Below are 23,500 nucleotides of genomic sequence, written 5' to 3' on the forward strand. Positions count from 1 at the left end.
ACGACGCGCCCGTCCGCGGTTCCCGCCGCGCGGGGCCGGTGGGGTTCCAGCAGCCCCACCGGCCCCGCGCGGCGTGTGTGTGCGGGTGCACGGCACGCGGCACACCGCCGACCGGCCGACTCCGGAGCGATGCGTTTCGCGTGTGCGGATGATGTGCGGATAATGCGCACGAGTGGCGGGAGCGGGGACCGGCCCTTAGCGTCGAAGAATGATCGAGTTGCGGGATCTCACCAAGAGATACGGTGACAAGCTGGCCGTCGACGGCCTCAGCTTCACCGTACGTCCCGGTACGGTCACCGGATTCCTGGGCCCGAACGGCGCGGGCAAGTCGACGACCATGCGGATGGTGCTGGGGCTCGACGAACCGACGCGGGGCGACGTGCGGATCGAGGGGAAGCGCTACCCGGAGCTGCGCGAGCCGCTGCACAGCATCGGCGCGCTGCTGGAGGCCAAGGGCGTCCACGGCGGCCGCCGGGCTCACGACCACCTGCTGTGCCTGGCGCAGTCCAACGGCATCCCCGAGCGCCGGGTCGGCGAGGTGCTGGAGATGGTGGGCCTGCGGGAGGTGGCGCGCAAGCGGCCCAAGGGGTTCTCCCTGGGCATGGGGCAGCGGCTGGGGATCGCGGCAGCGCTGCTGGGCGATCCGCGCATCCTGATGTTCGACGAACCCGTCAACGGGCTGGATCCGGAGGGCATCCACTGGATCCGCACCCTGATGCAGCAACTGGCCCGGGAGGGCCGGACGGTGTTCGTCTCCAGCCACCTGATGAGCGAGATGGCCCAGACCGCCGAGCACCTGGTCGTCATCGGCCAGGGCAAGCTGCTGGCGGACACCTCGATGTCGCAGTTCATCGCCGAGAACTCGCGTACCCACGTCCGGGTGCGCACCCCGGAGCCGGAGCGGATGCGGGACCTCCTCACCGAGGCCGGGCTGCGCCCGGTGCCGGGTGCGGAGGGCGCCCTGGAGGTGGACGACGGAGACGCACCCCGGATCGGCGAACTGGCCGCCGAGCACGGCGTGGTGCTGCACGAGCTGAGCACCCAGCGGGCCTCCCTGGAGGAGGCGTTCATGCGGCTGACGGCTCAGAGCGTCGAGTACCACGCCGCCGCACCCGGCGGCGTGCCCGCCTCACCGGTGCCGCAGGAGGGGACGGCGCCGCATCCGGACGGCGCGCAGAGCCCTCCGGGCCCGGCCCGGCCGCCCGGGGCGTGGGGCGAGGACTGGCAGCAGCGCCCGGCCCGGGGCCTGGGACGGAAGGGGCGCCGAGGATGAGCCACAGCACGCGGGTACTCAAGTCCGAGTGGACCAAGGTCCGCTCCGTCCGCTCCACCGTCTGGACACTGGCCACCGCGCTGCTCGTCTCGGTCGGCCTGGGCGCCTTGATCTGCGGGGTGACCGCGTCCACCTTCGACGACATGTCCGGCTCGGAGCGGGTGACGTTCGACGCCACCTACACCAGCTTCGCCGGGATGGGCATCGGGCAGCTCGCGATGATCGCGTTCGGTGTGCTCATCGTCTCGGCCGAGTACAGCACCGGCATGATCCGCAACTCGCTGGCCGCGGTTCCGCAGCGGGGCACGTTCCTGTGGAGCAAGGTGCTGATCGCCGGGGCGCTGGTCCTCGTCGTCGGGATGGTCACCAGCTTCTGCGCGTTCTTCCTCGGCCAGGCGCTGCTCGGCTCGCACGGGGTGGGCATCGGCGACGAGGGCGTACTGCGCGCCGTGGTCGGCGGCGGCCTCTACATGGCGCTGATCGCGATGTTCGCCGTGGGGATCACCTTCGTGCTGCGCAGCCCGCTGCTGGCGTTCGCGATCCTGATGCCGTTCTTCTTCCTGATCTCGAACATCCTGGGCAACGTCGAGGCGACCAAGAAGGTCGGCCAGTACCTTCCGGACCAGGCCGGGACGACGGTGATGGCCGTGGTGCCGGACACCTTGAACCGGCCGTACGGGCCCTGGGAGGGGCTGCTGATCATGGTGGCCTGGACGGCCGCCGCACTGCTGGCGGGCTTCTTCGTCCTCAAGAAGCGCGACGCCTGAACCCCGCGGGGAGCCCCGGACACCGACCCGGGCGTGCGCTGCCCCGGCGTGCGCCCTCTTGACGTGCCCGCTTCGGGCGTGCGCGTTGCCGGGGCGTGCACGTTGCCGGGGGCGTGCGTACTGCCAGGGGGCGCCGTAGGGAACCGATTCCCCGCCCCGTAGCCTCCTAGCCCATGTCCGGGGGCGAACGAGCCCCGAACTGCGTCCAGGGGCAAAGGATGATCGAGGCGTACGGCCTGACGAAGCGCTACGGCGCCAAGACGGCCGTCTACAACCTGTCCTTCCAGGTACGGCCGGGGGCCGTGACCGGGTTCCTGGGGCCCAACGGCTCCGGGAAATCGACCACGATGCGCATGATCCTGGGGTTGGACACACCGACGTCCGGCCGGGTCACCGTGGGCGGCCACACCTTCCGCGGGCTGCCCAACGCCCCCCGCCAGGTCGGTGCGCTCCTCGACGCGAAGGCGGTGCACGGCGGGCGCAGCGCCCGCAACCACCTGCTCTCCCTCGCCCAGCTCTCCGGCATCCCGGCCCGCCGGGTCGACGAGGTGCTGGGCGTGGTGGGGCTGCAGGACGTCGGCCGGAAGCGCTCCAAGGGGTTCTCCCTGGGCATGGGCCAGCGGCTGGGCATCGCCGCGGCCCTGCTCGGCGACCCGCAGGTGCTGCTCTTCGACGAGCCGGTCAACGGCCTGGACCCGGAGGGCATCCTGTGGGTCCGCAATCTGATGCGGCAGCTCGCCGCCGAGGGCCGCACGGTGTTCGTCTCCAGCCATCTGATGAGCGAGATGGCGCAGACCGCCGACCACCTCATCGTCATCGGCCGCGGCCAGTTGATGGCCGACATGTCGGTGCGCGAGTTCATCGAGCACAACTCCATCGGCTTCGCGCGGGTGCGCACCCCCGACAGTGAGCCGGAACAGCGGGAGAAGCTGCTGACGGCGCTGCAGGAGGCGGGCGGCCAGGCGCAGCCCGAGGAGGACGGGGCGCTGCGCGTCACCGGACTCCCGCTCCCGCGCATCAGCGATCTGGCGCACGGCGCCGACGTGCGGCTGTGGGAGCTGTCGCCGCACCAGGCGTCGCTGGAAGAGGCGTACATGCGCCTCACGCAGGGCTCGGTGGACTACCGCTCGACGGCCGACCCGCGCTCCGGCCTGCAGCAGCCGATGGGAGCGCCGGGAGCGGCCGGCCCGGGAGCGGTGCCGCCGCAGGCGGCCGCGGTTCCGGGGATGGCAGCGGCGCCGCAGATGCCGTCGGCGCCTCAGGGTGCCCCGCACCCGGCTCCGTACGGTCCGCCGCAGCAGCAGGGCGCCCCGATGCAGCCGGGCGCGCCGATGCAGCCGGGCGCAACCCCGGTGCAGCCGGGCACTCCTGCGCAGCAGCAGAGCGCCCCCGCGCCGCAGGGCCCGCCGGCCGCGGTTCCGCCGCAGCCGCGCGCCCCCGAGGGCGGCACGCTCCAGATGCGGGCGCCGCAGGCCCCTGCGGGCGGCCCGGGCACCCCGAATCCGTACGCGACCGACAACCCCGCGCCCCCGGTCGGCCCGCCGGCCGGAAACCCGCCCGGCACCGCCCCTGGCAGTGCGGCCGACAGCGCCAAGAACGAAGGCGAGGACGCCTGATGAGCATCCAGCAGCACGACGGCCAGGCGGCTCCGGGTGCGCCGCAGCAGCAGGCGGCGCAGGGGAACTGGCCGAACGGGATCGCCCCCTACAGCTCGCCCATCCCGATGGCGCGCACCCACCTCGGCCACGCGCTGGTCTCGGAGTGGACGAAGATCCGCACCGTCCGCTCCACCGTGTGGACGCTCAGCGTGATGTTCGCCCTCGTCGTCGGGATCGGCTTCCTGACGGCACTGGGGCTGAGCGGTGACGACTTCACCGGCCAGCCGCTGCTGGCCGGCGGCCTGTTCGGGCTGATGCTCGGACAGATCTGCGTGATCACACTCGGTGTACTGGTGGTCACCTCCGAGTACGGCACCGGAATGATCCGCACCACCCTCACCGCCTGCCCGCAGCGCGGCAGGGTACTGCTGGCCAAGGCAGTGGTCTTCTTCGGACTGGCCTTCGTGACCACGACGCTGGCCTGCGTGCTCACCGCGCTGATCAATTCCGCGCTGTTGGGCGACCAGACCCGTCCCTCGTACGTGAACGCCGAGGACTTCAGCGGGTCCTTCGAAGGAGGGAAGGTCGTCGCCTCGGGCGGCGAATGGCTGGGCGCCACGGTCGGCGCGGGGCTCTACGTGGCGCTGCTGGGGCTGCTGTCGCTGGCGGTGGGCGCACTGCTGCGGCACTCGGCGGGCGCGATCACCACGATGCTGGGCGTGGTGCTGCTGCCGCTGGTGATGGCGCTGTTCATGGTGGGCGAGGCGCTGCAGGACGTCCGCAGGATGCTGCTGGAGTACTCGCCCCTCAACGGGCTGGCCTCCCTCTACCGGATCCCGATGAGCGAGGATCAGGACGCGACCGGGTGGCCGCTGCTGGGCGGCCTGGCGGTCGTCACCCTGGTCGTCCTCGCGGCGGCCTACGCGCTGCTCAACAAGCGCGACGTGTAGGACGTGCGCGGCGGCGCCCCGCGCGGGCCCCGCTGCGTGCGTGCATCCGCGTCAGTAGCGCGGCGCGTTCCGGGACCGCTGGAGCCTGGCGCTCCGGCGGTCCCGCGCGTTCCAGCAGGCGCGGTGCCAGTGCCGGCGGTCGGCCACATCCCCCTCCAGGGGCCAGACGACCACGTGCGGGACGCCCGGTGGGATCTCCTGGTCGCAGCCGGGGCACCGGTAGTGCTTGACCGCGGCGCCCCCGCTTATCTGCCGGACGGCCCACTCCTCGCCCTGCCAGTCCTCCGTGCGCTGCAGTCCGAACCGCTCCCGCCCCTCGCGCTCCCCGCCACCGGCGGATCCGGTGCGGGCGGCCTTGGCTGACTTGACGGCGCCGCTGCGGGAGCGGTTACGACGCGGGGACACGGGGGCACCTCGGGGATCGGCGGCGGTGGACGCGTTCCCGGCCGGTCACGGTACGGCGTGCGGTACGCGCGGTTCTGCTGCCGTGGGGCGCGGCGGCCGGGTATTTTCCAGCCTACGCAGAGGACCGGCGACCGCACGCCCCCGTCCACAGGCGGGAGCGAATCGGCGTTCATCGGATGAACAGCACTCCGGACCGTGCCTTCGGCACCCCGTCCGCCGTTAGTGCTGGATGGGGTGTCCGGTCCTGCCGAACGCCCGGCCCGGACCGGACCGGCCGCGGGCAGTCACGAGGGCGGTGGGGAATGCAGGTTGGAGCTTTCGTCCTGGGTGCGCAGTTCCCGGGCCAGCAGCAGGGCGAGGCGCTGGACCGGGCCGTGGGCGTCGCGGAGACCGCCGAGCGGGCGGGGCTGGACCACGTCTGGCTCGCCGAGCACCACTTCGTGTCGTACGGCGTATGCCCCTCGGCGGTGACGCTCGCCGCGCTGCTGCTGGGACGCACCCGGCGGATCGGCGTCGGCACCGCGGTCAGCGTGCTGCCCAACGCGCACCCCGTCGCGCTCGGGGAGCAGACCGCGCTGCTGCACCTGCTCTCCGAGGGGCGCTTCACGCTCGGGGTCGGGCGCGGCGGGCCGTGGGTGGATCTGGAGGTCTTCGGCGGCGGGGCCCGCGCGTTCGAGGAGGGTTTCCCCGAGGCGCTGGACCTGCTGCTGCGCTGGCTGCGCGAGCCGCGGGTGGGCGCGGACGGCGAGCGCTACCGCTTCCGCGAGGTGGCCGTGGTGCCGCGCCCGGACGCGGCCGACTGCCCCGGTCCCGGTACGGCTACCGGGCCCGGCGTGGTCGTCGCCTGCACCTCGCCGGGAACCGTCCGGCTGGCCGCCGAGCGGCTGCTGCCCATGCTGCTGGGCATGCACTGCGGGGACGGGGACAAGGCGGATATGACGCGGCTGTGGCGCGCTGCGGCGCTGGAGGCCGGACACCCCCCGGAGGCGGTCGCGGCCGCCGCCCGGCAGCATGTGTCGGCCGGGGTCGTGCAGGTGGGCGACTCGCACGAGGAGGCGCGGCAGGCACTGACCAAGGCGATGCCCGGCTGGCTGCAGGAGGGCCTGGGGCAGCATGTGACCGTGGACGGCCGCCCCCGCTCCATGCGGGACCCTCTCGCGTACACGGAACTGCTGTGCGAACTGCACGCGGTGGGCTCGCCCCGACTGTGCGCCGACCGGCTCGCGGCGACGGCCGAGCGCACCGGGATCGAACGGTTCGCGCTGCTGGTCGAGGGCACCGGTGAGCGGGACGGCACCCTGCGGAACGTCCAGCGGCTGGCCGACGAGGTGCGACCGCTGCTCGCGTGAGACCGAGCGGCGGCCCGGCATCCGATCCTCGGCGCGGCATCCCGCAACGGCCGAAAAACGTTGCAGCCAAACGGTGTTGCCCGACGGCGCTGGACTGCCGCAGGGCACAGCGGCGTTGCGGCGGTGGGTCCCCACCGCCGCAACGGACCCGGTCCGTACCCGCCCGACGCTCAGCAGCCCCGCGGGCCGCTCAGCAGTCGCGCAGCTCCGGCGACTGGTTGAGGAGCTGCCCGCGTATGGAGGTGAAGCGGGCGAGCCGGTCGTCAGCCGACGTGTCCAGCGGGAAGACGGCCACGCGGTGGCAGTTCTGGAAGGCGAGCCGCACCCCGAAGTGCCGCTCCAGGGCACCGCGGATCGCGTCGCTGGCCAGCGCGCGGAGCAGCTGGCCACGGCGCTGCTCGTCCGGGGGGGGCGTCTGGTTGTCGGCGAACTCCCCGCCGTCCACCTTCAACTGCGCGACGAGCGAACTGACCATCTCCCACGCGTACGGGAGGGACGTGCGGACGCAGTCGACGAACGCCGCCTCATCCACCTCGCCACGCTCTGCCTGGTCCAGAAGCGCAGGTGGGACGTCGAGCGACATGGGTTTCTCCTCTCGCGACCCGGGCCCTGGGGCCGAGGTCTCTTGGGGGTGAAAGGACATCACCGCGTAGTCGCGCAACCTCGGACGGCGACGTCCAGCCTTACCGTACGGCTCCGGACGTGAGAGCAGCACGAGAATGGGAATACTCGCGCCACTGCCGAACACCCCATCCGGGGGCGAATCGCGCGCGGTGGCGGCGGTCGAGTAGCGTGACCGACCATGCGTCTCGTCATCGCCCGCTGCTCGGTCGACTACGCCGGCAGGCTCACCGCGCATCTGCCCGCCGCACCCAGGCTGATCCTGGTCAAGGCGGACGGCTCGGTGTCCGTCCATGCCGACGACCGGGCGTACAAGCCCCTCAACTGGATGTCTCCCCCGTGCACCCTGAAAGAGGGGGACGACCAGCGCTGGACGGTGGAGAACAAGGCGGGCGAGAAACTGATCATCACGATGGAGGAGATACTGCACGACTCCTCCCACGAGCTGGGCACCGATCCCGGACTGATCAAGGATGGCGTGGAAGCGCACCTCCAGGAACTCCTCGCCGACCGCATGGAGACGCTGGGCGAGGGCTGGTCCCTGATCCGCCGTGAGTTCCCCACCGCGATCGGCCCCGTCGACATCCTGGGCCGCGACAGCGACGGGACGACAGTCGCCGTGGAGATCAAGCGCCGCGGGGAGATCGACGGCGTGGAACAGCTCACCCGCTATCTGGAACTGCTCAACCGCGATCCCCATCTCGCCCCCGTCAAGGGCGTCTTCGCCGCACAGGAGATCAAGCCCCAGGCCAGGGTGCTGGCCGCCGACCGCGGCATCTCCTGCGTCACCCTCGACTACGACGGTCTGCGCGGCATCGAGGACGACAAACTCCGGCTGTTCTGAGCCGCGCTTCGGCGCTCACCGGACCGCCGAAGCGGCCGGTGAGCGCTGTGGTGCGCCCGCAGCCGGGTTCGCACCTGCTTTCGCGCGAGGCCGCGAGCGGCACCGCCGCGCGGCCCGTGCGGGCCGCCCGTACGGGGCGTCAGGACGCCGAGGGTTCGGGCGCGCTCGCATCCGCACTGCCGCTGGGCGACCGCTCCGGTTCGCCGCCGGTCTGGGTCGTGGTGTTGTCCGCGCCGCCCGAGGGGGTCTTCGGCGGGTCCTCGGAGGTCGGGTCGTCGCTGGGGGTGGGCGAGGGGTCCTCGGAAGTGGGCGGGTCCTCCGGCGAGGAGGACGGGGGCCGGTGCGAGGAGGGCGGATCGTCCGGCGAGGACGGCGGCTCGTGCGGGCTGCTGGGGTCGTCGGGTGCTTCGGAGGAGCTCTTGGAGGAACTGGGCTCCTCCCCCGGCGGCCCGGCGTCCCGCGAGGAAGTGGGGCTGTCCGTGTCCGGCTGGGGCCGGTCCGCGACGGGCCGCTGGTCCGGCCGCCCGCTCCGGCCGCCGTCTCCGGGCGCGGCGTCGCCGGGGGCGTTGTCCTCGTCGTCCTGCGAGGTCGCCGAGTCCGGCTGCACGGAGTCCGGCGGGCTCTCGTCGGAGACCGTGCCCAAGGTGACGACGGTGCCGAGCACGGCCGCCAGCAGGGCGCCGGCACCGGCCGCCGCCAGGTTCCGCTTGCTGCTCGTGAAGGCGCGCCAGCCGCGCGCCGCGCCGTGCCGGCCGCTCGCGGAGGCGGTGTCGCCGGCCCAGGGTGCCGCCTCCTGCGCGCCGTCCGACGGGGAGACGAGTGTCGCGCCCGGCTGCTGCTGGGCGGCGGCGGTCGAGAGCGCCGGGGTGGTGGTGGCGTCCGCAGCGGCCCGCGGCGTGCCCGGCGTCGGCGTACCGGCCGCGGCCTCACCGCCCGGCGCCCCGGCGGCCGGGGCGGAGAGCTGGTCGGTGACCAGTGCGAGGGCCCTGCGGCCCGCGACCGTCCCCTGCTGCTCGGCCAGGGTGCCGCGCAGCCCCAGTGCCGTCTCCAGTTCGGAGCGGGCCCGCTCGGGGTTGCCCGCGGCGAGGGCCAGCACGCCCAGCTCGTGGTGGAAATAGGCTTCCTCGGCGACCTCACCGGAGGCCCGTGCCGCCTCCTGGCCGGCGCGCAGCACCCGCTCCCAGGCGCTCCAGCGCATCGCCGCGGCCAGCACCGGCGCCGCGGTACGGGCGAGCAGTACGGCGGCGCTGGCGCTGCCCGTGCGCTGCGCGCCGCGCACGGCGGCGAGCAGCGGGTCCGCCTCCAGCGCGACACGGTCGGCGGTGACGGTGCTCTGCCCGGCCCACCAGCTGTAGTGCTGCGCGGCGGTGCGGGCGTAGGGGGTGGCCGTCTCGGCGTGCCCGGCCTCGGTCAGTTCGGCGGCGCAGCCCGCGGCGAGCTTGAAGTGGTCGCCCGCGGGGCTGAGCAGCCCGGCGGCCAGCAGTTCGCCCTGGCAGTCCGCGGCCTGCGGATCGCCGATGAGGGCCGGCAGGTGTTCGGCGTGCGGCAGTTCCCCGCCGAGCGCGAGGGCCAGCCGCAGCGCCTCGCGCCCCGCCTCGGAGAGGGCCGCGGCCAGCAGGGGGGCGAGTGCCACGTCGTCCGGCAGGTCGGCGACGACGCTCTCGCTGCCCTGCAGCCGCAGCAGCGCGCCGGCCTGGACGAAACGGAGCGGCAGCCCCTCGGAGCCGAACCACAGGTCGGCGGCCCAGTCGGCCTCGCCGTCGGTGGCCTGGCGGTGCACGGCCCGCTCCAGCAGCTCCAGGCAGGCGGTGCGGCTGAGTCCGGGCAGGAAGACCTCTTCGAGGCCGGAGCCGGAAGCGGGTGCGGGCACCTCGGGCGTGGCGGTGAACAGGAAGGCGCATTCGGGAGTGGCCCGCAGCAGGTCGTCGAGCGCCGCGCCGCCGAACTCCAGGTCGTCGACGAGTACGACAGCGCCGACCCCACCCAGCGCGCTGTCCAGCTCGGCCTTCCCCGGGCGGTGCTGGGGGGCGCTGTGGACCGCGGCGAACAGGTCGTACATCAGATCGCTGGGGGTGCGGCGGTACCCGTTGAGCCGGACCACTCCGTCGGGGGCCAGGGTGGCGACGTCCTCGGCGACGGCGTCGAGGAGGACGGTGCGCCCGGACCCGGCCGGCCCGGTGAGCCGGACCGAGCGGCCGCGGGAGAGCAGCCGGGAGAGCCGTTCGCGCTCCTCGTCGCGCTCCAGGAGGCTGCCGGGGGGCAGTGCCGCGGCGGCGGTGGCCTCCTGGGCCGGACGGTCTCCGAGGGCGCGCTTGCGCGGGGCATCGTGCTCGGTGCCCGGCGGGCGGGGTTCCACCTCGCTGCCGTCGACCGGGTTGACCGTCACGAGGTACCGGTCGGCGACGAGCCGGACGGCCCGGACCTGTTCGCCGCTGGTCCCACCGCTGGTGGACGGATGCTCGTCGCCGTGTGCGGGACGGTCGCTGCCGTGCCGTTCCATCGTCATGTCTCCCAAGAACAGGTGGCGCGATCGGCCGACCGGGAGGGGCCGGTCCGGCGCACGGCCCCCATTGTCCAGGAAGCGACGGCGCGTGAGGGCGGTACCGGCCCGGCTGTCATGGCTTCGCCAGGATACCGGGCTGCCCGGGGCGGGATCCGGCGGCCGGGGAGGCGCCCGGCGCGGCGGTCTCGATGGCCAGGATCCGGTGCAGCCGGGTGGCCACCAGCAGGCGCCGCATCTGCGGGGGTACCTTGCGCAGGACGAGTCTGCGGCCGCAGCGTCCCGCGCGGCGGTGTGCGCCCATGATGACCCCGAGCCCCGTGGCGTCCCACGAGTCGAGCTCGGCGAGGTCCAGCACGAGGTCGCCGTCGCCCGAGTCGACGGCTGCGTGCAGGACCGTACGGGCGTCCGCCGCGCTGCGGACGTCGAGACGACCTCCGACGACCAGCTCGGCGTGGTCGCCCCTGATATGCATATGTGCTCCCGGCGTGGTGTCCGTGGCGTGGTTCCTCATGCTGGTGCAGTCCCACTGCGGATGACTGGTGCCACAGCGGCGGAGTTGCCGTCCGTTTCCGGACCGATACCGAGTTTCACCCCCACGGGTGCCTCGGGCGACGATCCGGCCGCCGTCCGGCCCGGCCTCCCCGCTCCGACCGGGCCGTGCGCGCCGCTCCCGGCCGGGCCGCGCGCGGCGGGGCGCCGGTGCGGCCGAGGGGCGGATCCGCGCCGCCCCCCACCGCACCGGCCCCGGGGTCAGTGCTGGTAGAAGCCCTGCCCGGCCTTGCGGCCCAGGTCCCCGGCGTCGACCATGCGGCGCATCAGCTCGGGCGGGGCGAACTTGCCGTCCTGGGACTCGGTGTGGATGTTCTCCGTGGCGTGCAGCAGGATGTCCACCCCGGTCAGGTCGGCGGTCGCCAGCGGGCCCATGGCGTGGCCGAAGCCGAGCCGGCAGGCGGTGTCGATGTCCTCGGCCGAGGCGACGCCGGACTCGTAGAGCTTCGCGGCCTCCACCACGAGCGCCGAGATCAGGCGCGTGGTGACGAACCCGGCGACGTCCCGGTTGACGACGACGCAGGTCTTGCCGACCGACTCGGCGAACTCCCGTGCGGTGGCCAGGGTTTCGTCGCTCGTCTTGAGGCCGCGCACCAGCTCGCACAGGGCCATCATGGGCACGGGCGAGAAGAAGTGCGTGCCCACGACCCGCTCCGGCCGGGCGGTGGCCGCAGCGATCTTGGTGATCGGGATGGCGGAGGTGTTGGAGGCGAGGACGGCCTCGTCGCGGGCCAACTTGTCGACGGCCGCGAAGATCTCCCGCTTGACCTCGATCCGCTCGAAGACGGCCTCGACGACGACATCCGCCTCGGACACCGCCTCCAGGTCCGTGGTGGTGGTGATGCGGCCGAGGGCGGCCTCGGCGTCCGCCGCGTCGAGCTTGCCCTTGGAGACGAACTTGTCGTACGACGCCTTGATCCCGTCCCTGCCGCGGGCGAGCGCCTCGTCCGTCACATCGCGGAGCGTCACGTCCCAGCCCGCCTGAGCGGAGACCTGTGCGATTCCGGAGCCCATGAGTCCGGCTCCGATGACGGCGAGCTTCTTCGCCACGTTGTTCACCCTCACTTCGTCGCACCGGCTCGCACGCCCGCTGCGGCGGTGTGCCCGGCGCCTTGTGAATGACCGTTCGTTGGGCGGACATTAGCGTCTCCCGGCGGGGCGTGGGAGACGAAGAGACACGTATCACGTCTCACATGGCGGACGTCACACCCCGCGCGCCGCGCCCCGCCGCCGGTCCCATCAGCCGGGCCGGACCGCGTACTTGAGGAAGCGCTCGGAGACGAGTCCCTCGTAGGTGTCGAGCTTTCCTAGCGCGGCGACAGCCGCCTGTTCGGGTGACATCCCGGCGGCGACGGCCCGGGTCGCGCCCCGGAAGAGCTGGTTGGAGATGTGGACGAGTTCGCCCGCGACCAACTGGGGCATGGGGTCCTCGGGATCGTCGCCGGTCTCCTCGGCGAGCGTCTCGGTGAGCCGCTCGGCGGTCCGGTACTGCATGAGCATCATCCGGGCCAGCAGCGAGGGTGCCCCGTGGATGCAGCGCATGAAGGCGTCGTAGCCCTCCATCATCCCGGCGTAGACGCTGCGGTCCTCGATCTCGGCGCGCAGCCTGCCCAGCACCGCGTCCGCCGCCGACTGGCCCGGCAGCCGCTCGCGCACGAACCGGGAGGGGCGGTCGATCACCTCCTCGGCGCGGTCGAAGAAGAGGTCCTCCTTGGTCGGGAAGTAGTTGTAGACCGTGTTCACCGAGACGTCCGCGGCCTCCGCGATCTCGGCGATGGTGACGGCGTCGAAGCCGCGGTCGAGGAAGAGTCCCGTGGCGATGTCGGAGATCCGCAGCCGGGTCTCGCGCTTCTTCCGTTCCCTGCGGCCCTCCTGGGGTGCGGTGCTGGTCATGGCTCCATCGTAGGCCGGGCATGGTGCCGATGAATTTTTGGAGTGGTTGCAAATTTTAAGTCACTCTGTTTTTCTGGGTGCCATGCCAGCAGCCATCCGGACCTCCGGGCTGACCCGGACGTTCCGCACCAAGGCCCACTCATCCCGCGCAGCCCGCACGTCCCGCGCGTTCCGCCTGCCCCGCACGCCCCGCACCGTCGAAGCCGTCCGCGGCATCGACCTCACCGTCGAGCAGGGCGAGATCCTCGGCTTCCTCGGCCCCAACGGAGCGGGCAAGACCACCACGCTCCGGATGCTCACCACCCTGCTGCCGCCCAGCTCCGGCACGGCGACCGTCGCCGGGCACGACCTGCGGGCGGACCCCCGCGGGGTACGGCGGCGCATCGGATACGTCGCCCAGTCCGGCGGCACCGACCCCGCCGTGAGCGTCCGCGAGGAGCTGACCACCCAGGCCAGGCTCTACCGGCTGAACAGAACCACAGCCGAACGCCGCACCCGGGAGCTGGCGGCGGACCTCGACCTGACCGACCTGCTCGACCGCCCCTGCGGCGCGCTCTCCGGCGGGCAGCGGCGCCGGCTCGACATCGCCATGGCCCTCACCCACGACCCGGAGCTGCTCTTCCTCGACGAACCCACGACCGGACTCGACCCCGGCAGCCGCGCCGAGGTGTGGCGGCTGGTGCGGAGGCTGCGCGACGAACGCGGCGTGACCGTCTTCCTCACCACGCACTACCTGGACGAGGCCGACGTACTCGCCGACCGGCTGGTGATCGTGGCCGACGGCCGGATCGCGGCACAGGGCAGCTCCGCGGAGCTGCGGCGCACCTATGGCGGCTCGGCCGAGGCCGGACTGCAGGACGCCTTCCTCGCCGTCACCGGGCGGCCCGTCCCGCGCGAGGAACAGGCCCCCGTCGCCGTCTGACGCCCCCCCCCCCGACCGCCTCCGCAGAGAACGGACCACCTCGCTGTGCACCACCTGCTGACCGACACCCGGATCATCGCCGGCCGCTGCATCCGGCAGACGGCCGCATCGAAACTCGGGCTGCTCTTCGGCCTCCTCCAGCCCCTGCTCTTCCTGCTGTTCTTCGGTCCCCTGCTGAAGGACCTGAGCATCGGCGGGGACGGCGACTCCTGGCAGACCCTGGTGCCGGGACTCCTCGTCCAGCTCAGCCTCTTCTCCTCGGCCTTCGCCGGATTCACCCTCCTGATGGAGAAGCAGCACGGCGTGGTCGAGAGGATGCGGGTCACCCCGGTGAGCAGGCTCGCCCTGCTGCTGGGCCGGCTCGTGCGCGACGTCCTCCAGCTCTCCGTGCAGTCGGCCCTGCTCGTCCTGGTCGGCGTCGCGATGGGTCTGCGCGCGCCGCTGACCGGGATCCTGCTCGGCTTCGCCCTGGTCGGCCTGCTCGCCGCGGCCCTGGCCGCACTGTCCTACGCGCTGGCGATGCGGGTCAGCACCCCCCAGGAGTTCGCACCGGTGATCAACTCCCTGAATATGCCCGCGATGCTGCTCTCCGGTGTCCTGCTGCCGATGACGCTGGCGCCGGGCTGGCTGGACGCGGTCTCGCGCTGCGTACCGTTCCGGTACGTCGTCGAGGCCGTGCGCGACGCCTACACCGGGGACTACACGGACGGCACCCTGGCCCTCGGCACGGCGGTGGCCGTGGCGCTGGCCGCCGCCGCGCTGGCGCTGGGCACCCGGGTCTTCCGCAGAGTGGGCGCCTAGGGACTCCCCCGGCGGCGCCCTTCCCCGACGGCGGGCGCGGGCTACGCTCGCTGCATGGTGAACCTCACGCGGATCTACACCCGCACCGGCGACAAGGGCACGACGGCGCTCGGCGACATGAGCCGCACCGCCAAGACCGACACCCGTATCGCGGCGTACGCCGACGCCAACGAGGCGAACGCCGCGATCGGCGTCGCGCTGGCCATGGGCGGACTGGACGAGCCGGTCCGCACCGTCCTGCTGCGGGTGCAGAACGACCTGTTCGACGTGGGCGCCGACCTGTCCACGCCCGTCGTGGACAACCCCGAGTTCCCGCCGCTGCGGGTCGAGCAGAGCTACATCGACAAACTGGAGGCCGACTGCGACCGCTTCCTGGAGGAGCTGGAGAAACTCCGCTCGTTCATCCTTCCGGGCGGCACCGCGGGCGCGGCGCTGCTGCACCAGGCGTGCACCGTCGTACGGCGGGCAGAGCGCTCCACCTGGGCGGCCATGGAGGAGCACGGCGAGACGATGAACCCGCTGCCGGCGACCTACCTCAACCGGCTCTCCGACCTGCTGTTCATCCTGGCGCGGACGGCCAACAAGCCGGTCGGCGACGTGCTGTGGGTGCCGGGCGGCGAGCGGTGAACGCACCCGGCACCCGGCCCGCGCGGGGACGGCCCGCACTGCTGATGGATCTGGGCGGGGTGCTGGTGGCCGACAAGTTGCCGGCCGCCGCCGCCAAGTGGGCGGCGCGGCTGGGCCGCACCGAGCGGGACATCGTCACTGCCGTCTACGCGGGCAACGACACCGAGGTGCTCGTGGGGCGGATGAGCGGCACCGCGTGGTGGTCCGTCGTCCGCGAGCGGCTCGGCCTGGACGCGGCAGCCGTGGCCGAACTGCGCCACGATCTGGCCGGCGACCCGGTGTGGGACACGGCGCTGCTGGACGCGGTGGCGGCGCTGCGGGGCCGTGCACGGACGGCGTTCGTCAGCAACGCCTGGCCCGACGCACGCGCGAACCTCGCCCCGCACCTGACGGTCGCCGACGCGGTCGTGCTCTCCTGCGAGGTGGGCTTCGCCAAGCCCGATCCGCGCATCTACACCCACACTCTGGGCCTGCTCGGCGCCGCGGCCGAGGACGCACTGCTCGTCGACGACGTCCCGGAGAACGTCGAGACCGCCAGGGCGCTGGGCATGGCCGGTCATCTGCACACCGGCACCGACGGCAGCCTCGCCGCCCTGGACGCGTTCGCCGCTCGGCTTCCGCAGGTCACAGACCTGTAGCCAGCGGTCTGCTGCCGAGTGGAACCGGGTACTGTGCGGGCATGGCCATACCGGGGGCACAGCCGCAGCAACCGTTCTCACAGCAGCCCACATCCGCGACACCCGCGTATCAGTTCAACCCGTACGCGCAGCCGTCCCCTCCGCTGCCCGGCCCGCCCGGGCAGCCCCCGACGGGGCAGGGACGCGGCGGCGGGCCGCGCTGGCTGTGGGCGCTGGGCGGCGTGGTGGTCGCCTCGGTCACCTGGGCGGCGACGCTGATGGCCACGGGGGCGCTGGAGAAGGACACCGCCGACTTCCGCGGCTACCGCTTCCACCACGACATGTGCGAGACGGCCGAACTCGCCTCCTTCAAGGAGGACTACGAGCTCAAGGACACCTCCTCGGACTACCCCGACGGCTACTCCTCCCGCCAGAAGGGGTACGACATCAGCCAGTGCAGCCGCACGATGACCAAGAAGGGCGAGACGTCCAGCACTCCGCCGACCACGTACGTGAGCACCACCGTGGAGTGGCACAAGAAGTCCGACCCCACCGGGGAGTTCGCCTCCCAGCAGCAGGTGTGGGAGGACCAGAAGTCGCGTACGTACAAGTACGAGGTCTCTTCCGTGGACGGCTTCGGCGACGAGGCGTACCTGGTCAAGGAGGAGCGGGGCAGCAGCCTGGGCAGCCTCAAGCTGACCGTGCGCGCGGGGTGGATGACCTACGAGATGCGCTGGAGCTGGTTCGGCGGCGGCATCGACGAGGACGCCGACCCGCCGTCCGCCGAGACGGTCACCGAGTGGCTGAAGACCGACACCCGCGCCACCCTGAAGGCCCTGGAGAAGCCCGACTCCAAGGATGTCCCGGGCCGCGACCCCGACGCCTGACGCGCTCGCGGCGCCCTGCGCCGCGGCGCGGGTGACCCTCCGAGCGGCGAGGGCCCGCCGCGGGCGGCTATTCCCGGAACCGCGCGGCCGACGGGTCCGCCCGCCCCTGGGGATACCCATAGGCGGCCGAGGGCCTCGCTTGGGACGCCGGCTCGGTGCGTCCGGGCCCGGCATCGGACTGCGCGGGCCGGGGCTCGGATCCGGGCTCCGCGTGACCTGGCCCGCGCGTCGGCCGGGGCGGCCTGGGGCGCTCGAACCGCTCGGCCCACTGCCCGTATCCGTGTTCGTGTTCGTCCGCACGCTTCGGCCGCCTGGGCCAGATCGTGTAGCTGACCGCGATCAGCAGGCTGATACCGGCCACCACGCCCATCCGGCTCTGCCACTCGCGCAGCGGCGCGGCCTGCGACGCGTCGTCGACGTACCAGATCGCAGCTTGCAGCAGGACGGCGGCGAGGGCGACGCCACCGAGGGCACGCCCGCACATCTTCCACTCGTGCACGGTGTGCGCCATGCCGTAGCGGGGCGGCTTGGCCGGGCGTTCCCCCTTGCCGAGCAGATGCGCCGCGTGGCCGTCCGCCCACCTGACCATGTAGTGACCGTGCGTGGCCGTGAACCCGATGTACACGGCGGCCAGCCCGTGCTTCCAGTCGGGCTCCGCACCGTTGCGCAGGTCGATCGCGGTGACGATCAGCAGCACGACCTCCAGCAGTGGCTCGCACAGCAGTACGGCGGCACCGGCACGGGGCAGCTTCGCGAGATAGCGCAGCGCGAGGCCCGCGGCGAGCAGCACCCAGAAGGCGACCTCGCAGATGACGATCAGAGTCACGATCACAGGGGAGCCTTTCTGACACGGCCCTTGGACGAGGGGATGCGGCGGCGGCACCACCGGCCGCCGGTCCGCACGGCCGGGGCGGGAGACGGTCCGGAAGCGCACCCCCACTGTGGCGCCCCGCAACCGCCCGCGGCGTCGTCGCGCACGACGATTCGCGGCGGCGGGGACTGCATCTTTCGATGCAGTCCCCGCCCTCCGGCTGCTCGCTCCGGCGAACGACGACCGCCGCCGCGGCCCCGGATAGGCTGAGCCGACCGGAGGACGGAATCCGCAAGGGCCCCACCGGCCGGGCTCCGGGTACCCGGGCGCGCGGCCGGCACCGTCGCGCCGGATGGATACCCGGAAGGATGATCTCCCCTTCCTGGGAGGGATGCTCGCCCTGCGGAAGGGACGCTCCCTCCCGGGGAGCCGTGACCCGTTGGAGTCGTGATCGCCGCAGTCATATCCCGGGCCGCGCGTACCCCGCGTGGCCGCCGCCCGCACCGGGACGACGTGCTGGTCGCGGCCGCCGGTGCCGCCGGGGGGCTGCTGCTGTGGGCGTTCGAGCTGAACAGCCGACCGCTGTGGCAGACCGGACCGCGCTGGCTGGTTCTGCTGCCGCTCGCCGCGATGTGCCTGGCCACACTGTCACGGCGGTTCGGGCAGCCGTACCCGCTGCTGCTGGGCACGGTCGCCGAGGTCGCCGACCTGACGGTGGGCTCGCTGCTGGCGACCATGGTGCTGTTCACCGATGTCCTCTACGCCGCGGTGCTCTATGGCTCGGCCCAGCTCTCCCGCCTGGTGCTGCGGACCTCGGTCGTGGTCAGCGTGCTGGTCTCGGCCGGATTGCTGATCGCATTCCGGGACGCGGAGATGCTGCTGGTCGGAGCGGCCTGCGTCGGGATCCTCGTGGTGCCCACCACCTCGGGCGAGATGATCCGCAACCACCGCGACAAGGCGGCCGCCGAGCGGCTGCGAGCGGAGCAGACGGCGCTGCTGGCGGAGCTGGACCGCAAGCAGGCGGTGACCGCCGAACGCGCCCGGATGGCCCGTGAGCTGCACGACGTCGTCGCCAACCACCTCTCGGCCATCGCCATCCACTCCACGGCGGCGCTCTCCTTCCCGGAGCCGGCTGCCGGCGGCGGCGCCACCCGCGACGCACTGGGAGTCATCCGGGAGAACAGCGTGCAGGGGCTGGCCGAGATGCGCCGCCTCATCGGGCTGCTGCGCAACGCGGACGGCTCCGGGGAACCGACCGCGACGCCCTCGCTGGAGGGGCTGGAGGCGCTGCTGCGGCGGGCCCGGGCGATGGCGGGCGACGGCCGCACCTTCACCCTGGCCGACCACCGGCCCAGCGGCGAGCGCCTTCCGGCCCCCGTGGAGCTGGCGGCCTACCGCGTCGTCCAGGAGGCCGTCACCAACGCGCTGAAGCACGCCGCTCCCGGCGATGTCACCGTGGCACTCGACCGGGACGCGGTCCGCCCGGACACCCTCGGCATCCGCGTCCGCAGTCCGCTGGGCGCGGCTCCGGTGGACGACGGCGCCCCGCGCGCGCCCGGCGCGGGCGCGGGCCTGGTCGGGATGCGGGAGCGGGTCGAACTGCTGGAGGGCGAGCTGACCGCGGGGCCCGCGGACGGGGCAGCCGGGGAGCGGGTCTGGCAGGTGTACGCGGTGCTGCCCGCCCCGCACGAGGCGGAACCGGCCGCCGAGGGCTCCGGCGCCGCACGCCGGCACGAGAAGCAGGGGACACCTGAGAAGCACGAGAAGAGGGAGCCGGAGCGTGACCGCTGATCGGACCGTCCGCGTACTGATCGCCGAGGACCAGCAGGCCGTACGCGCGGGGCTCGTGCTCATCCTCGGCAACGCCGCCGGAATCGACGTCGTCGGCGAGGCGGGGGACGGCGAGGAGGCCGTCCGGCTCGCCCGGGAGCTGGCTCCGGACGTGGTGCTGATGGACATCCAGATGCCACGCCTGGACGGGGTGACGGCCACCGGGCAGATCACCGGCGACCGGCTCGCCGACGTCCTGGTCCTCACCACCTTCGACCTGGACGCCTACGTCTTCGGGGCACTGCGCGCGGGCGCCGCCGGGTTCCTGCTCAAGGACAGCGAGGCGGCGGAGGTGGTGGAGGCGGTACGCACCGTCGCACGCGGCGAGGGCATGATCGCTCCCGCCGTGACCCGGCGACTGATCGCCGAGTTCGCCGGCTCGGCGGCGCCGGGCACCGCCCGCGCCCCGGACACCCCGGGTACGCCGCCGCCCGGACTGGGCGAACTCACCCGCCGGGAGCGGGAGGTGCTCGGGTGCCTGGGCGTGGGCCTGTCCAACGCCGAGATCGCCGATCGCCTCACCATGGCGGAGGGCACCGTCAAGACCCATGTGAGCAGGCTGCTCGCGAAGCTGGAACTGCGCAGCCGCACCCAGGCCGCCGTACTGGCCCAGGAGTGGGGTGTCGGGGCGCCGTAGCCGCAGGAGACCCGCCGCCCTGCGGCGTGGAGCACCTGAGTCCGGCGCACGCCGGACGACAGAGGTCAGGCCACGTTCACCCGCTGGCCGGGCGGGGCGGCCTCCAGCCAGGCGAGGAAGCCGGTGAGCGCGTCCTCGCTCAGGGCGAGCTCGACCCGCACCCGGTCGGGGCCGACGGCGCAGGCCAGCACCACCGCGTCGGAGAGCAGCGCCTGCTCCTCCTCGCCCAGCGGGGAGCGCCGCTCCAGAACGTCGATGGCCCCGCGCACCAGATGGCGGCGGGGCCTGGGGGCATAGGAGAAGACGCGGAACCATTCGATCCGGTCTCCGTTGTAGCGAGCGATCCCGTACGCCCAGCCTTTTCCTTTGGGGTCGTCGGCCTCTCCCTCGGAGACCGCCCAGCGCAGGTTGCAGTCGAACGTTCCGCCGGACCGCTGGATGAGCCGCCGGCGTACGCCGAAGGCGAAGAGTCCCGCCACCACCAGCAGGACGACCACGCCGCACAGCAGCAGAGCAAGGGCCATCGTCACCGACCTCCTCGCTCTCTTCGGGACCTGCCGCGCGACAAGTCTCTCAAACCCTGCGGTATGGCTTCAGCCGCGGGCGGACCCGGGAAATTCCGGGACCGCCCGCGGCTGAGGGTCGTCGTGCGCCGGATGTGACGCGACTGACGTCAGCGTGCGGCCGTCACCGACCGCAGCCGGACATCGGCGCGCTTCTCGGCGTCGGCGTCCGCCTGGGACTTCGCGTCCTCCAGGGCACGCTCCGCCCGCTCGACGTCGATCTCGTCGGTCAGCTCCGCGACCTCGGCGAGCAGCGAGAGCTGGTTGTCGGCGAAGGAGATGAACCCGCCGTGCACCGCGGCGACGACGGTGCCGTTGCCGCTCTCGCCCGTCGTACGAATGGTGACCGGGCCGGACTCCAGCACACCGAGCAGCGGCTGGTGGCCGGGCATGACGCCGATATCACCCGAGGAGGTACGCGCGACGACCAGGCTGGCCTCGCCGGACCAGACCTTGCGGTCGGCGGCGACCAACTCGACGTGCAGCTCAGCCACTGTGGCTCCTCAGACTGGGATGGGGAAAGGATACGGGGTGCGGCGCGGGGGCGGGTACTTCACCCGCCCCCGCCGCGGAGCACGACCGGCGCACATCCCGCACCCGGTCGCTCGCGACCGCGCACGGGGGCACATGGATGCGCCGTGGTGCCGGGGCCCGGCGTCAGGAGACGCCGAGCTCCTTCGCCTTGGCCTTGAGGTCCTCCAGGCCACCGCACATGAAGAACGCCTGCTCGGGGAAGTGGTCGTACTCGCCGTCGGCGATCGCGTTGAAGGCCGCGATCGACTCGTCCAGCGGGACGTCCGATCCGTCGAGACCGGTGAACTGCTTCGCCGCGTGGGTGTTCTGCGACAGGAAGCGCTCGATCCGGCGGGCGCGGGACACCGTGAGCTTGTCCTCCTCGGACAGCTCGTCGATGCCGAGGATGGAGATGATGTCCTGCAGGTCCTTGTACTTCTGCAGGATCCCCTTGACGCGCTCGGCGCAGTCGTAGTGGTCCTGCGAGACGAAGCGCGGGTCCAGGATCCGGGAGGTGGAGTCCAGCGGGTCCACCGCCGGGTAGATGCCCTTCTCCGAGATCGGACGCGAGAGCACCGTGGTGGCGTCCAGGTGCGCGAAGGTCGTCGCCGGAGCCGGGTCGGTGAGGTCGTCCGCGGGCACGTAGATCGCCTGCATCGAGGTGATGGAGTGGCCGCGGGTCGAGGTGATGCGCTCCTGGAGCACACCCATCTCGTCCGCCAGGTTCGGCTGGTAACCCACCGCGGAGGGCATCCGGCCCAGCAGGGTGGAGACCTCGGAACCGGCCTGGGTGAAGCGGAAAATGTTGTCGATGAAGAACAGCACGTCCTGCTTCTGCACATCGCGGAAGTACTCCGCCATGGTCAGACCCGCCAGCGCGACCCGCAGCCGGGTCCCCGGCGGCTCGTCCATCTGCCCGAAGACCAGCGCGGTCTGCGGGAGCACGCCGGACTCCTTCATCTCCTCGATGAGGTCGTTGCCCTCACGAGTGCGCTCGCCGACGCCGGCGAACACGGAAACGCCCTCGTGCAGCTTGGCCACACGCATGATCATTTCCTGGATGAGGACGGTCTTGCCGACGCCCGCACCGCCGAACAGGCCGATCTTGCCGCCCTTGACGTACGGGGTCAGCAGGTCGACGACCTTCAGGCCGGTCTCGAACATCTCGGTCTTGGACTCGAGCTGGTCGAAGCTGGGGGCCTGGCGGTGGATCGCCCACCGCTCGGTGACCTCCGACTCGGCCTCCGGCTCGTTCAGGATCTTGCCGAGGGTGTTGAACACCCGGCCCTTGGTGACGTCGCCGACCGGCACGGTGATGCCCGCACCCGTGTCGGTCACCGGGGCCTGGCGGACCAGGCCGTCGGTCGGCTCCATGGCGATGGCGCGGACCACGCCCTCACCCAGGTGCTGGGCGACCTCGAGGGTCAGCGTCTTGCGCTTGCCCTCCTCGGACGGGTCGAGGATCTCGACCGTCAGCGCGTTGTAGATGTCCGGCATGGCGTCGACGGGGAACTCCACGTCGACGACCGGGCCGATGACCCGGGCTACGCGGCCCGTCGCAGCGGCCGTCTCAACTGTGGTGGTCATGGTTAGCGGTCACTCCCCGCGTTAGCGTCAGCCAGCGCGCTCGCCCCACCGACGATCTCGCTGATTTCCTGGGTGATGTCGGCCTGACGGGCCGCGTTGGCAAGCCGTGTCAGCGACTTGATGAGATCTTCGGCGTTGTCGGTCGCGGACTTCATCGCCCGGCGCGTGGCGGCGTGCTTGGAGGCAGCCGCCTGCAGCAGGGCGTTGTAGACCCGCGACTCGACGTACCGCGGCAGCAGCGCGTCCAGCACGTCCTCGGCCGACGGTTCGAAGTCGTAGAGCGGCAGGAGCGCGGTAGCGCCCTTGGCGGCGCCCTCGCCCTCGCCCTCGCCCTCGCCGGACGACTCGACGCCCCCCGCAAAGGAGAGCGGCAGCATCCGGGCGTCCACCGCGGTCTGCGTCATCATCGAGACGAATTCGGTGTAGACGATGTGCAGCTCGTCCACGCCGCCCTCGGCGGTCTCCCGCTGCACCGCCTCGATCAGCGGTGCGGCGACGGCCTTCGCGTCGGCGTAGCTCGGGTTGTCGGTGAAGCCGGTGAACGACTCCTTGACCGCCCGGTCGCGGAAGCCGTAGTAGGCGACGCCCTTGGAGCCGACGATGTAGCTCTCGATCTCCTTGCCCTCAGCGGCCAGCCGGGCGTTGAGCCCTTCGGCCGCCTTGATGGCGTTGGAGTTGTAGCCGCCCGCCAGACCGCGGTCGCTCGTGATGAGCAGGACCGCGGCCCGCTTGGGCTGCTCCGCCTCGGTCAGCAGCGGGTGCTTGGTGTCGGAACCCTGAGCGACGGCGGTGACCGCGTGGGTCAGCTCCTTCGCGTACGGCTCCGACGCCGTCACCTTGCGCTGCGCCTTGATGATGCGGGAGGCCGCGATCATCTCCATCGCACGCGTGATCTTCTTGGTCGCAGTGACGGATTTGATCCGCCGCTTGTAGACCCTGAGCTGGGCACCCAT

At 72.6% G+C, this 23,500-nt stretch carries 23 protein-coding genes and 1 pseudogene; 13 read left to right on the plus strand and 11 right to left on the minus strand.

The window, feature by feature from the left end; genetic code table 11:
- The first annotated feature begins 208 nt into the window (after positions 1 to 208).
- The 4 genes from ACFYNS_RS10010 (at position 209) to ACFYNS_RS10025 (ending at position 4,588) form a co-directional block, all read left to right on the plus strand.
- On the plus strand, positions 209 to 1,273 hold the full coding sequence (locus ACFYNS_RS10010) for an ABC transporter ATP-binding protein (protein ID WP_388601967.1): 1,065 nt from the start codon (positions 209 to 211) through the stop codon (positions 1,271 to 1,273).
- Complete coding sequence (locus ACFYNS_RS10015; protein WP_360303156.1) at positions 1,270 to 2,040, plus strand: ABC transporter permease subunit; 771 nt, start codon at positions 1,270 to 1,272, stop codon at positions 2,038 to 2,040. Before ACFYNS_RS10010 ends, ACFYNS_RS10015 begins: the two co-directional genes overlap by 4 nt.
- A 218-nt stretch (positions 2,041 to 2,258) precedes the next feature.
- Entirely contained in the window at positions 2,259 to 3,656 is a 1,398-nt protein-coding gene (locus tag ACFYNS_RS10020; RefSeq protein ID WP_388601970.1) for an ATP-binding cassette domain-containing protein, read from the plus strand.
- On the plus strand, positions 3,656 to 4,588 hold the full coding sequence (locus tag ACFYNS_RS10025; RefSeq protein WP_360303152.1) for an ABC transporter permease subunit: 933 nt from the start codon (positions 3,656 to 3,658) through the stop codon (positions 4,586 to 4,588). The genes ACFYNS_RS10020 and ACFYNS_RS10025 overlap by 1 nt, the downstream gene beginning before the upstream one ends.
- A 51-nt stretch (positions 4,589 to 4,639) precedes the next feature.
- Here ACFYNS_RS10025 and ACFYNS_RS10030 read toward each other — a convergent pair whose 3' ends face one another.
- Entirely contained in the window at positions 4,640 to 4,993 is a 354-nt protein-coding gene (locus ACFYNS_RS10030; RefSeq protein WP_388601973.1) for an ATP/GTP-binding protein, read from the minus strand.
- Between the two features lie 302 nt (positions 4,994 to 5,295).
- Here ACFYNS_RS10030 and ACFYNS_RS10035 point away from each other — a divergent pair, with 302 nt between their 5' ends.
- Positions 5,296 to 6,342, plus strand: a complete 1,047-nt coding sequence (locus ACFYNS_RS10035; protein WP_388601975.1) for an LLM class flavin-dependent oxidoreductase — start codon at positions 5,296 to 5,298, stop codon at positions 6,340 to 6,342.
- A 190-nt stretch (positions 6,343 to 6,532) separates the two neighbouring features.
- Here the strand turns inward: ACFYNS_RS10035 and ACFYNS_RS10040 are convergent, their stop codons facing one another.
- Positions 6,533 to 6,925 (minus strand): SCO5389 family protein, encoded by a 393-nt coding sequence (locus ACFYNS_RS10040; protein ID WP_360294234.1) that lies wholly within the window; start codon positions 6,923 to 6,925, stop codon positions 6,533 to 6,535.
- Positions 6,926 to 7,144: 219 nt separating this feature from the next.
- Between ACFYNS_RS10040 and nucS the strand changes: the two genes are divergently transcribed.
- Positions 7,145 to 7,807 carry an endonuclease NucS gene (nucS, locus tag ACFYNS_RS10045; protein ID WP_019354639.1) on the plus strand — a complete coding sequence of 221 codons (663 nt, stop codon included), beginning with the start codon at positions 7,145 to 7,147 and terminating at the stop codon, positions 7,805 to 7,807.
- A gap of 139 nt (positions 7,808 to 7,946) precedes the next feature.
- On the opposite strand, the gene ACFYNS_RS10050 is transcribed toward nucS, so the two are convergent.
- From ACFYNS_RS10050 to ACFYNS_RS10065, 4 genes are all read right to left on the minus strand, one after another.
- Positions 7,947 to 10,313, minus strand: coding sequence for an ATP-binding protein (locus tag ACFYNS_RS10050; RefSeq protein ID WP_388601978.1), 2,367 nt, complete (start codon positions 10,311 to 10,313; stop codon positions 7,947 to 7,949).
- Between the two features lie 109 nt (positions 10,314 to 10,422).
- Positions 10,423 to 10,782 (minus strand): STAS domain-containing protein, encoded by a 360-nt coding sequence (locus ACFYNS_RS10055; RefSeq protein WP_360294240.1) that lies wholly within the window; start codon positions 10,780 to 10,782, stop codon positions 10,423 to 10,425.
- A gap of 278 nt (positions 10,783 to 11,060) precedes the next feature.
- The gene (locus ACFYNS_RS10060; RefSeq protein ID WP_388602107.1) at positions 11,061 to 11,909 is read right to left on the minus strand and encodes a 3-hydroxyacyl-CoA dehydrogenase family protein; all 849 of its coding nucleotides are present in this window, start codon (positions 11,907 to 11,909) and stop codon (positions 11,061 to 11,063) included.
- Between the two features lie 189 nt (positions 11,910 to 12,098).
- Entirely contained in the window at positions 12,099 to 12,752 is a 654-nt protein-coding gene (locus ACFYNS_RS10065; RefSeq protein WP_360294243.1) for a TetR family transcriptional regulator, read from the minus strand.
- Positions 12,753 to 12,834: 82 nt separating this feature from the next.
- Between ACFYNS_RS10065 and ACFYNS_RS10070 the strand changes: the two genes are divergently transcribed.
- The 5 genes from ACFYNS_RS10070 to ACFYNS_RS10090 are packed head-to-tail and all read left to right on the plus strand — an operon-like array spanning position 12,835 to position 16,606.
- Positions 12,835 to 13,674 carry an ABC transporter ATP-binding protein gene (locus tag ACFYNS_RS10070; protein WP_388601981.1) on the plus strand — a complete coding sequence of 280 codons (840 nt, stop codon included), beginning with the start codon at positions 12,835 to 12,837 and terminating at the stop codon, positions 13,672 to 13,674.
- Between the two features lie 45 nt (positions 13,675 to 13,719).
- Positions 13,720 to 14,475: an ABC transporter permease gene (locus ACFYNS_RS10075; protein ID WP_360294248.1), complete on the plus strand. Its 756-nt coding sequence runs from the start codon at positions 13,720 to 13,722 to the stop codon at positions 14,473 to 14,475.
- Positions 14,476 to 14,529: 54 nt separating this feature from the next.
- Positions 14,530 to 15,102 carry a cob(I)yrinic acid a,c-diamide adenosyltransferase gene (locus tag ACFYNS_RS10080; protein WP_360294251.1) on the plus strand — a complete coding sequence of 191 codons (573 nt, stop codon included), beginning with the start codon at positions 14,530 to 14,532 and terminating at the stop codon, positions 15,100 to 15,102.
- Complete coding sequence (locus ACFYNS_RS10085; RefSeq protein ID WP_388601983.1) at positions 15,099 to 15,740, plus strand: HAD-IA family hydrolase; 642 nt, start codon at positions 15,099 to 15,101, stop codon at positions 15,738 to 15,740. The genes ACFYNS_RS10080 and ACFYNS_RS10085 overlap by 4 nt, the downstream gene beginning before the upstream one ends.
- A gap of 41 nt (positions 15,741 to 15,781) precedes the next feature.
- On the plus strand, positions 15,782 to 16,606 hold the full coding sequence (locus tag ACFYNS_RS10090; protein WP_360294256.1) for a hypothetical protein: 825 nt from the start codon (positions 15,782 to 15,784) through the stop codon (positions 16,604 to 16,606).
- A 289-nt stretch (positions 16,607 to 16,895) separates the two neighbouring features.
- Here ACFYNS_RS10090 and ACFYNS_RS10095 read toward each other — a convergent pair.
- Positions 16,896 to 17,438 (minus strand): annotated as a pseudogene (locus ACFYNS_RS10095) (hypothetical protein); the annotation flags it as partial.
- A gap of 426 nt (positions 17,439 to 17,864) precedes the next feature.
- Between ACFYNS_RS10095 and ACFYNS_RS10100 the strand changes: the two are divergent.
- Both ACFYNS_RS10100 and ACFYNS_RS10105 read left to right on the plus strand, forming a co-directional pair.
- On the plus strand, positions 17,865 to 19,208 hold the full coding sequence (locus ACFYNS_RS10100) for a sensor histidine kinase (protein ID WP_388601985.1): 1,344 nt from the start codon (positions 17,865 to 17,867) through the stop codon (positions 19,206 to 19,208).
- Positions 19,198 to 19,884 carry a response regulator transcription factor gene (locus tag ACFYNS_RS10105; protein WP_360294262.1) on the plus strand — a complete coding sequence of 229 codons (687 nt, stop codon included), beginning with the start codon at positions 19,198 to 19,200 and terminating at the stop codon, positions 19,882 to 19,884. Before ACFYNS_RS10100 ends, ACFYNS_RS10105 begins: the two co-directional genes overlap by 11 nt.
- A 65-nt stretch (positions 19,885 to 19,949) precedes the next feature.
- Here the strand turns inward: ACFYNS_RS10105 and ACFYNS_RS10110 are convergent, their stop codons facing one another.
- The 4 genes from ACFYNS_RS10110 to ACFYNS_RS10125 form a co-directional block, all read right to left on the minus strand.
- Positions 19,950 to 20,408, minus strand: coding sequence for a DUF2550 domain-containing protein (locus ACFYNS_RS10110; protein ID WP_075001947.1), 459 nt, complete (start codon positions 20,406 to 20,408; stop codon positions 19,950 to 19,952).
- 149 nt (positions 20,409 to 20,557) lie between these two features.
- Positions 20,558 to 20,941, minus strand: a complete 384-nt coding sequence (locus tag ACFYNS_RS10115) for a F0F1 ATP synthase subunit epsilon (protein ID WP_276477795.1) — start codon at positions 20,939 to 20,941, stop codon at positions 20,558 to 20,560.
- A gap of 163 nt (positions 20,942 to 21,104) precedes the next feature.
- Complete coding sequence (gene atpD / locus ACFYNS_RS10120) at positions 21,105 to 22,547, minus strand: F0F1 ATP synthase subunit beta (protein ID WP_360294265.1); 1,443 nt, start codon at positions 22,545 to 22,547, stop codon at positions 21,105 to 21,107.
- Positions 22,548 to 22,549: 2 nt separating this feature from the next.
- Positions 22,550 to 23,500, minus strand: a complete 951-nt coding sequence (locus tag ACFYNS_RS10125) for a F0F1 ATP synthase subunit gamma (protein ID WP_388601987.1) — start codon at positions 23,498 to 23,500, stop codon at positions 22,550 to 22,552.

The organism is Streptomyces sp. NPDC006925, assembly GCF_042869575.1.
Taxonomy (GTDB): Bacteria; Actinomycetota; Actinomycetes; order Streptomycetales; family Streptomycetaceae; genus Streptomyces.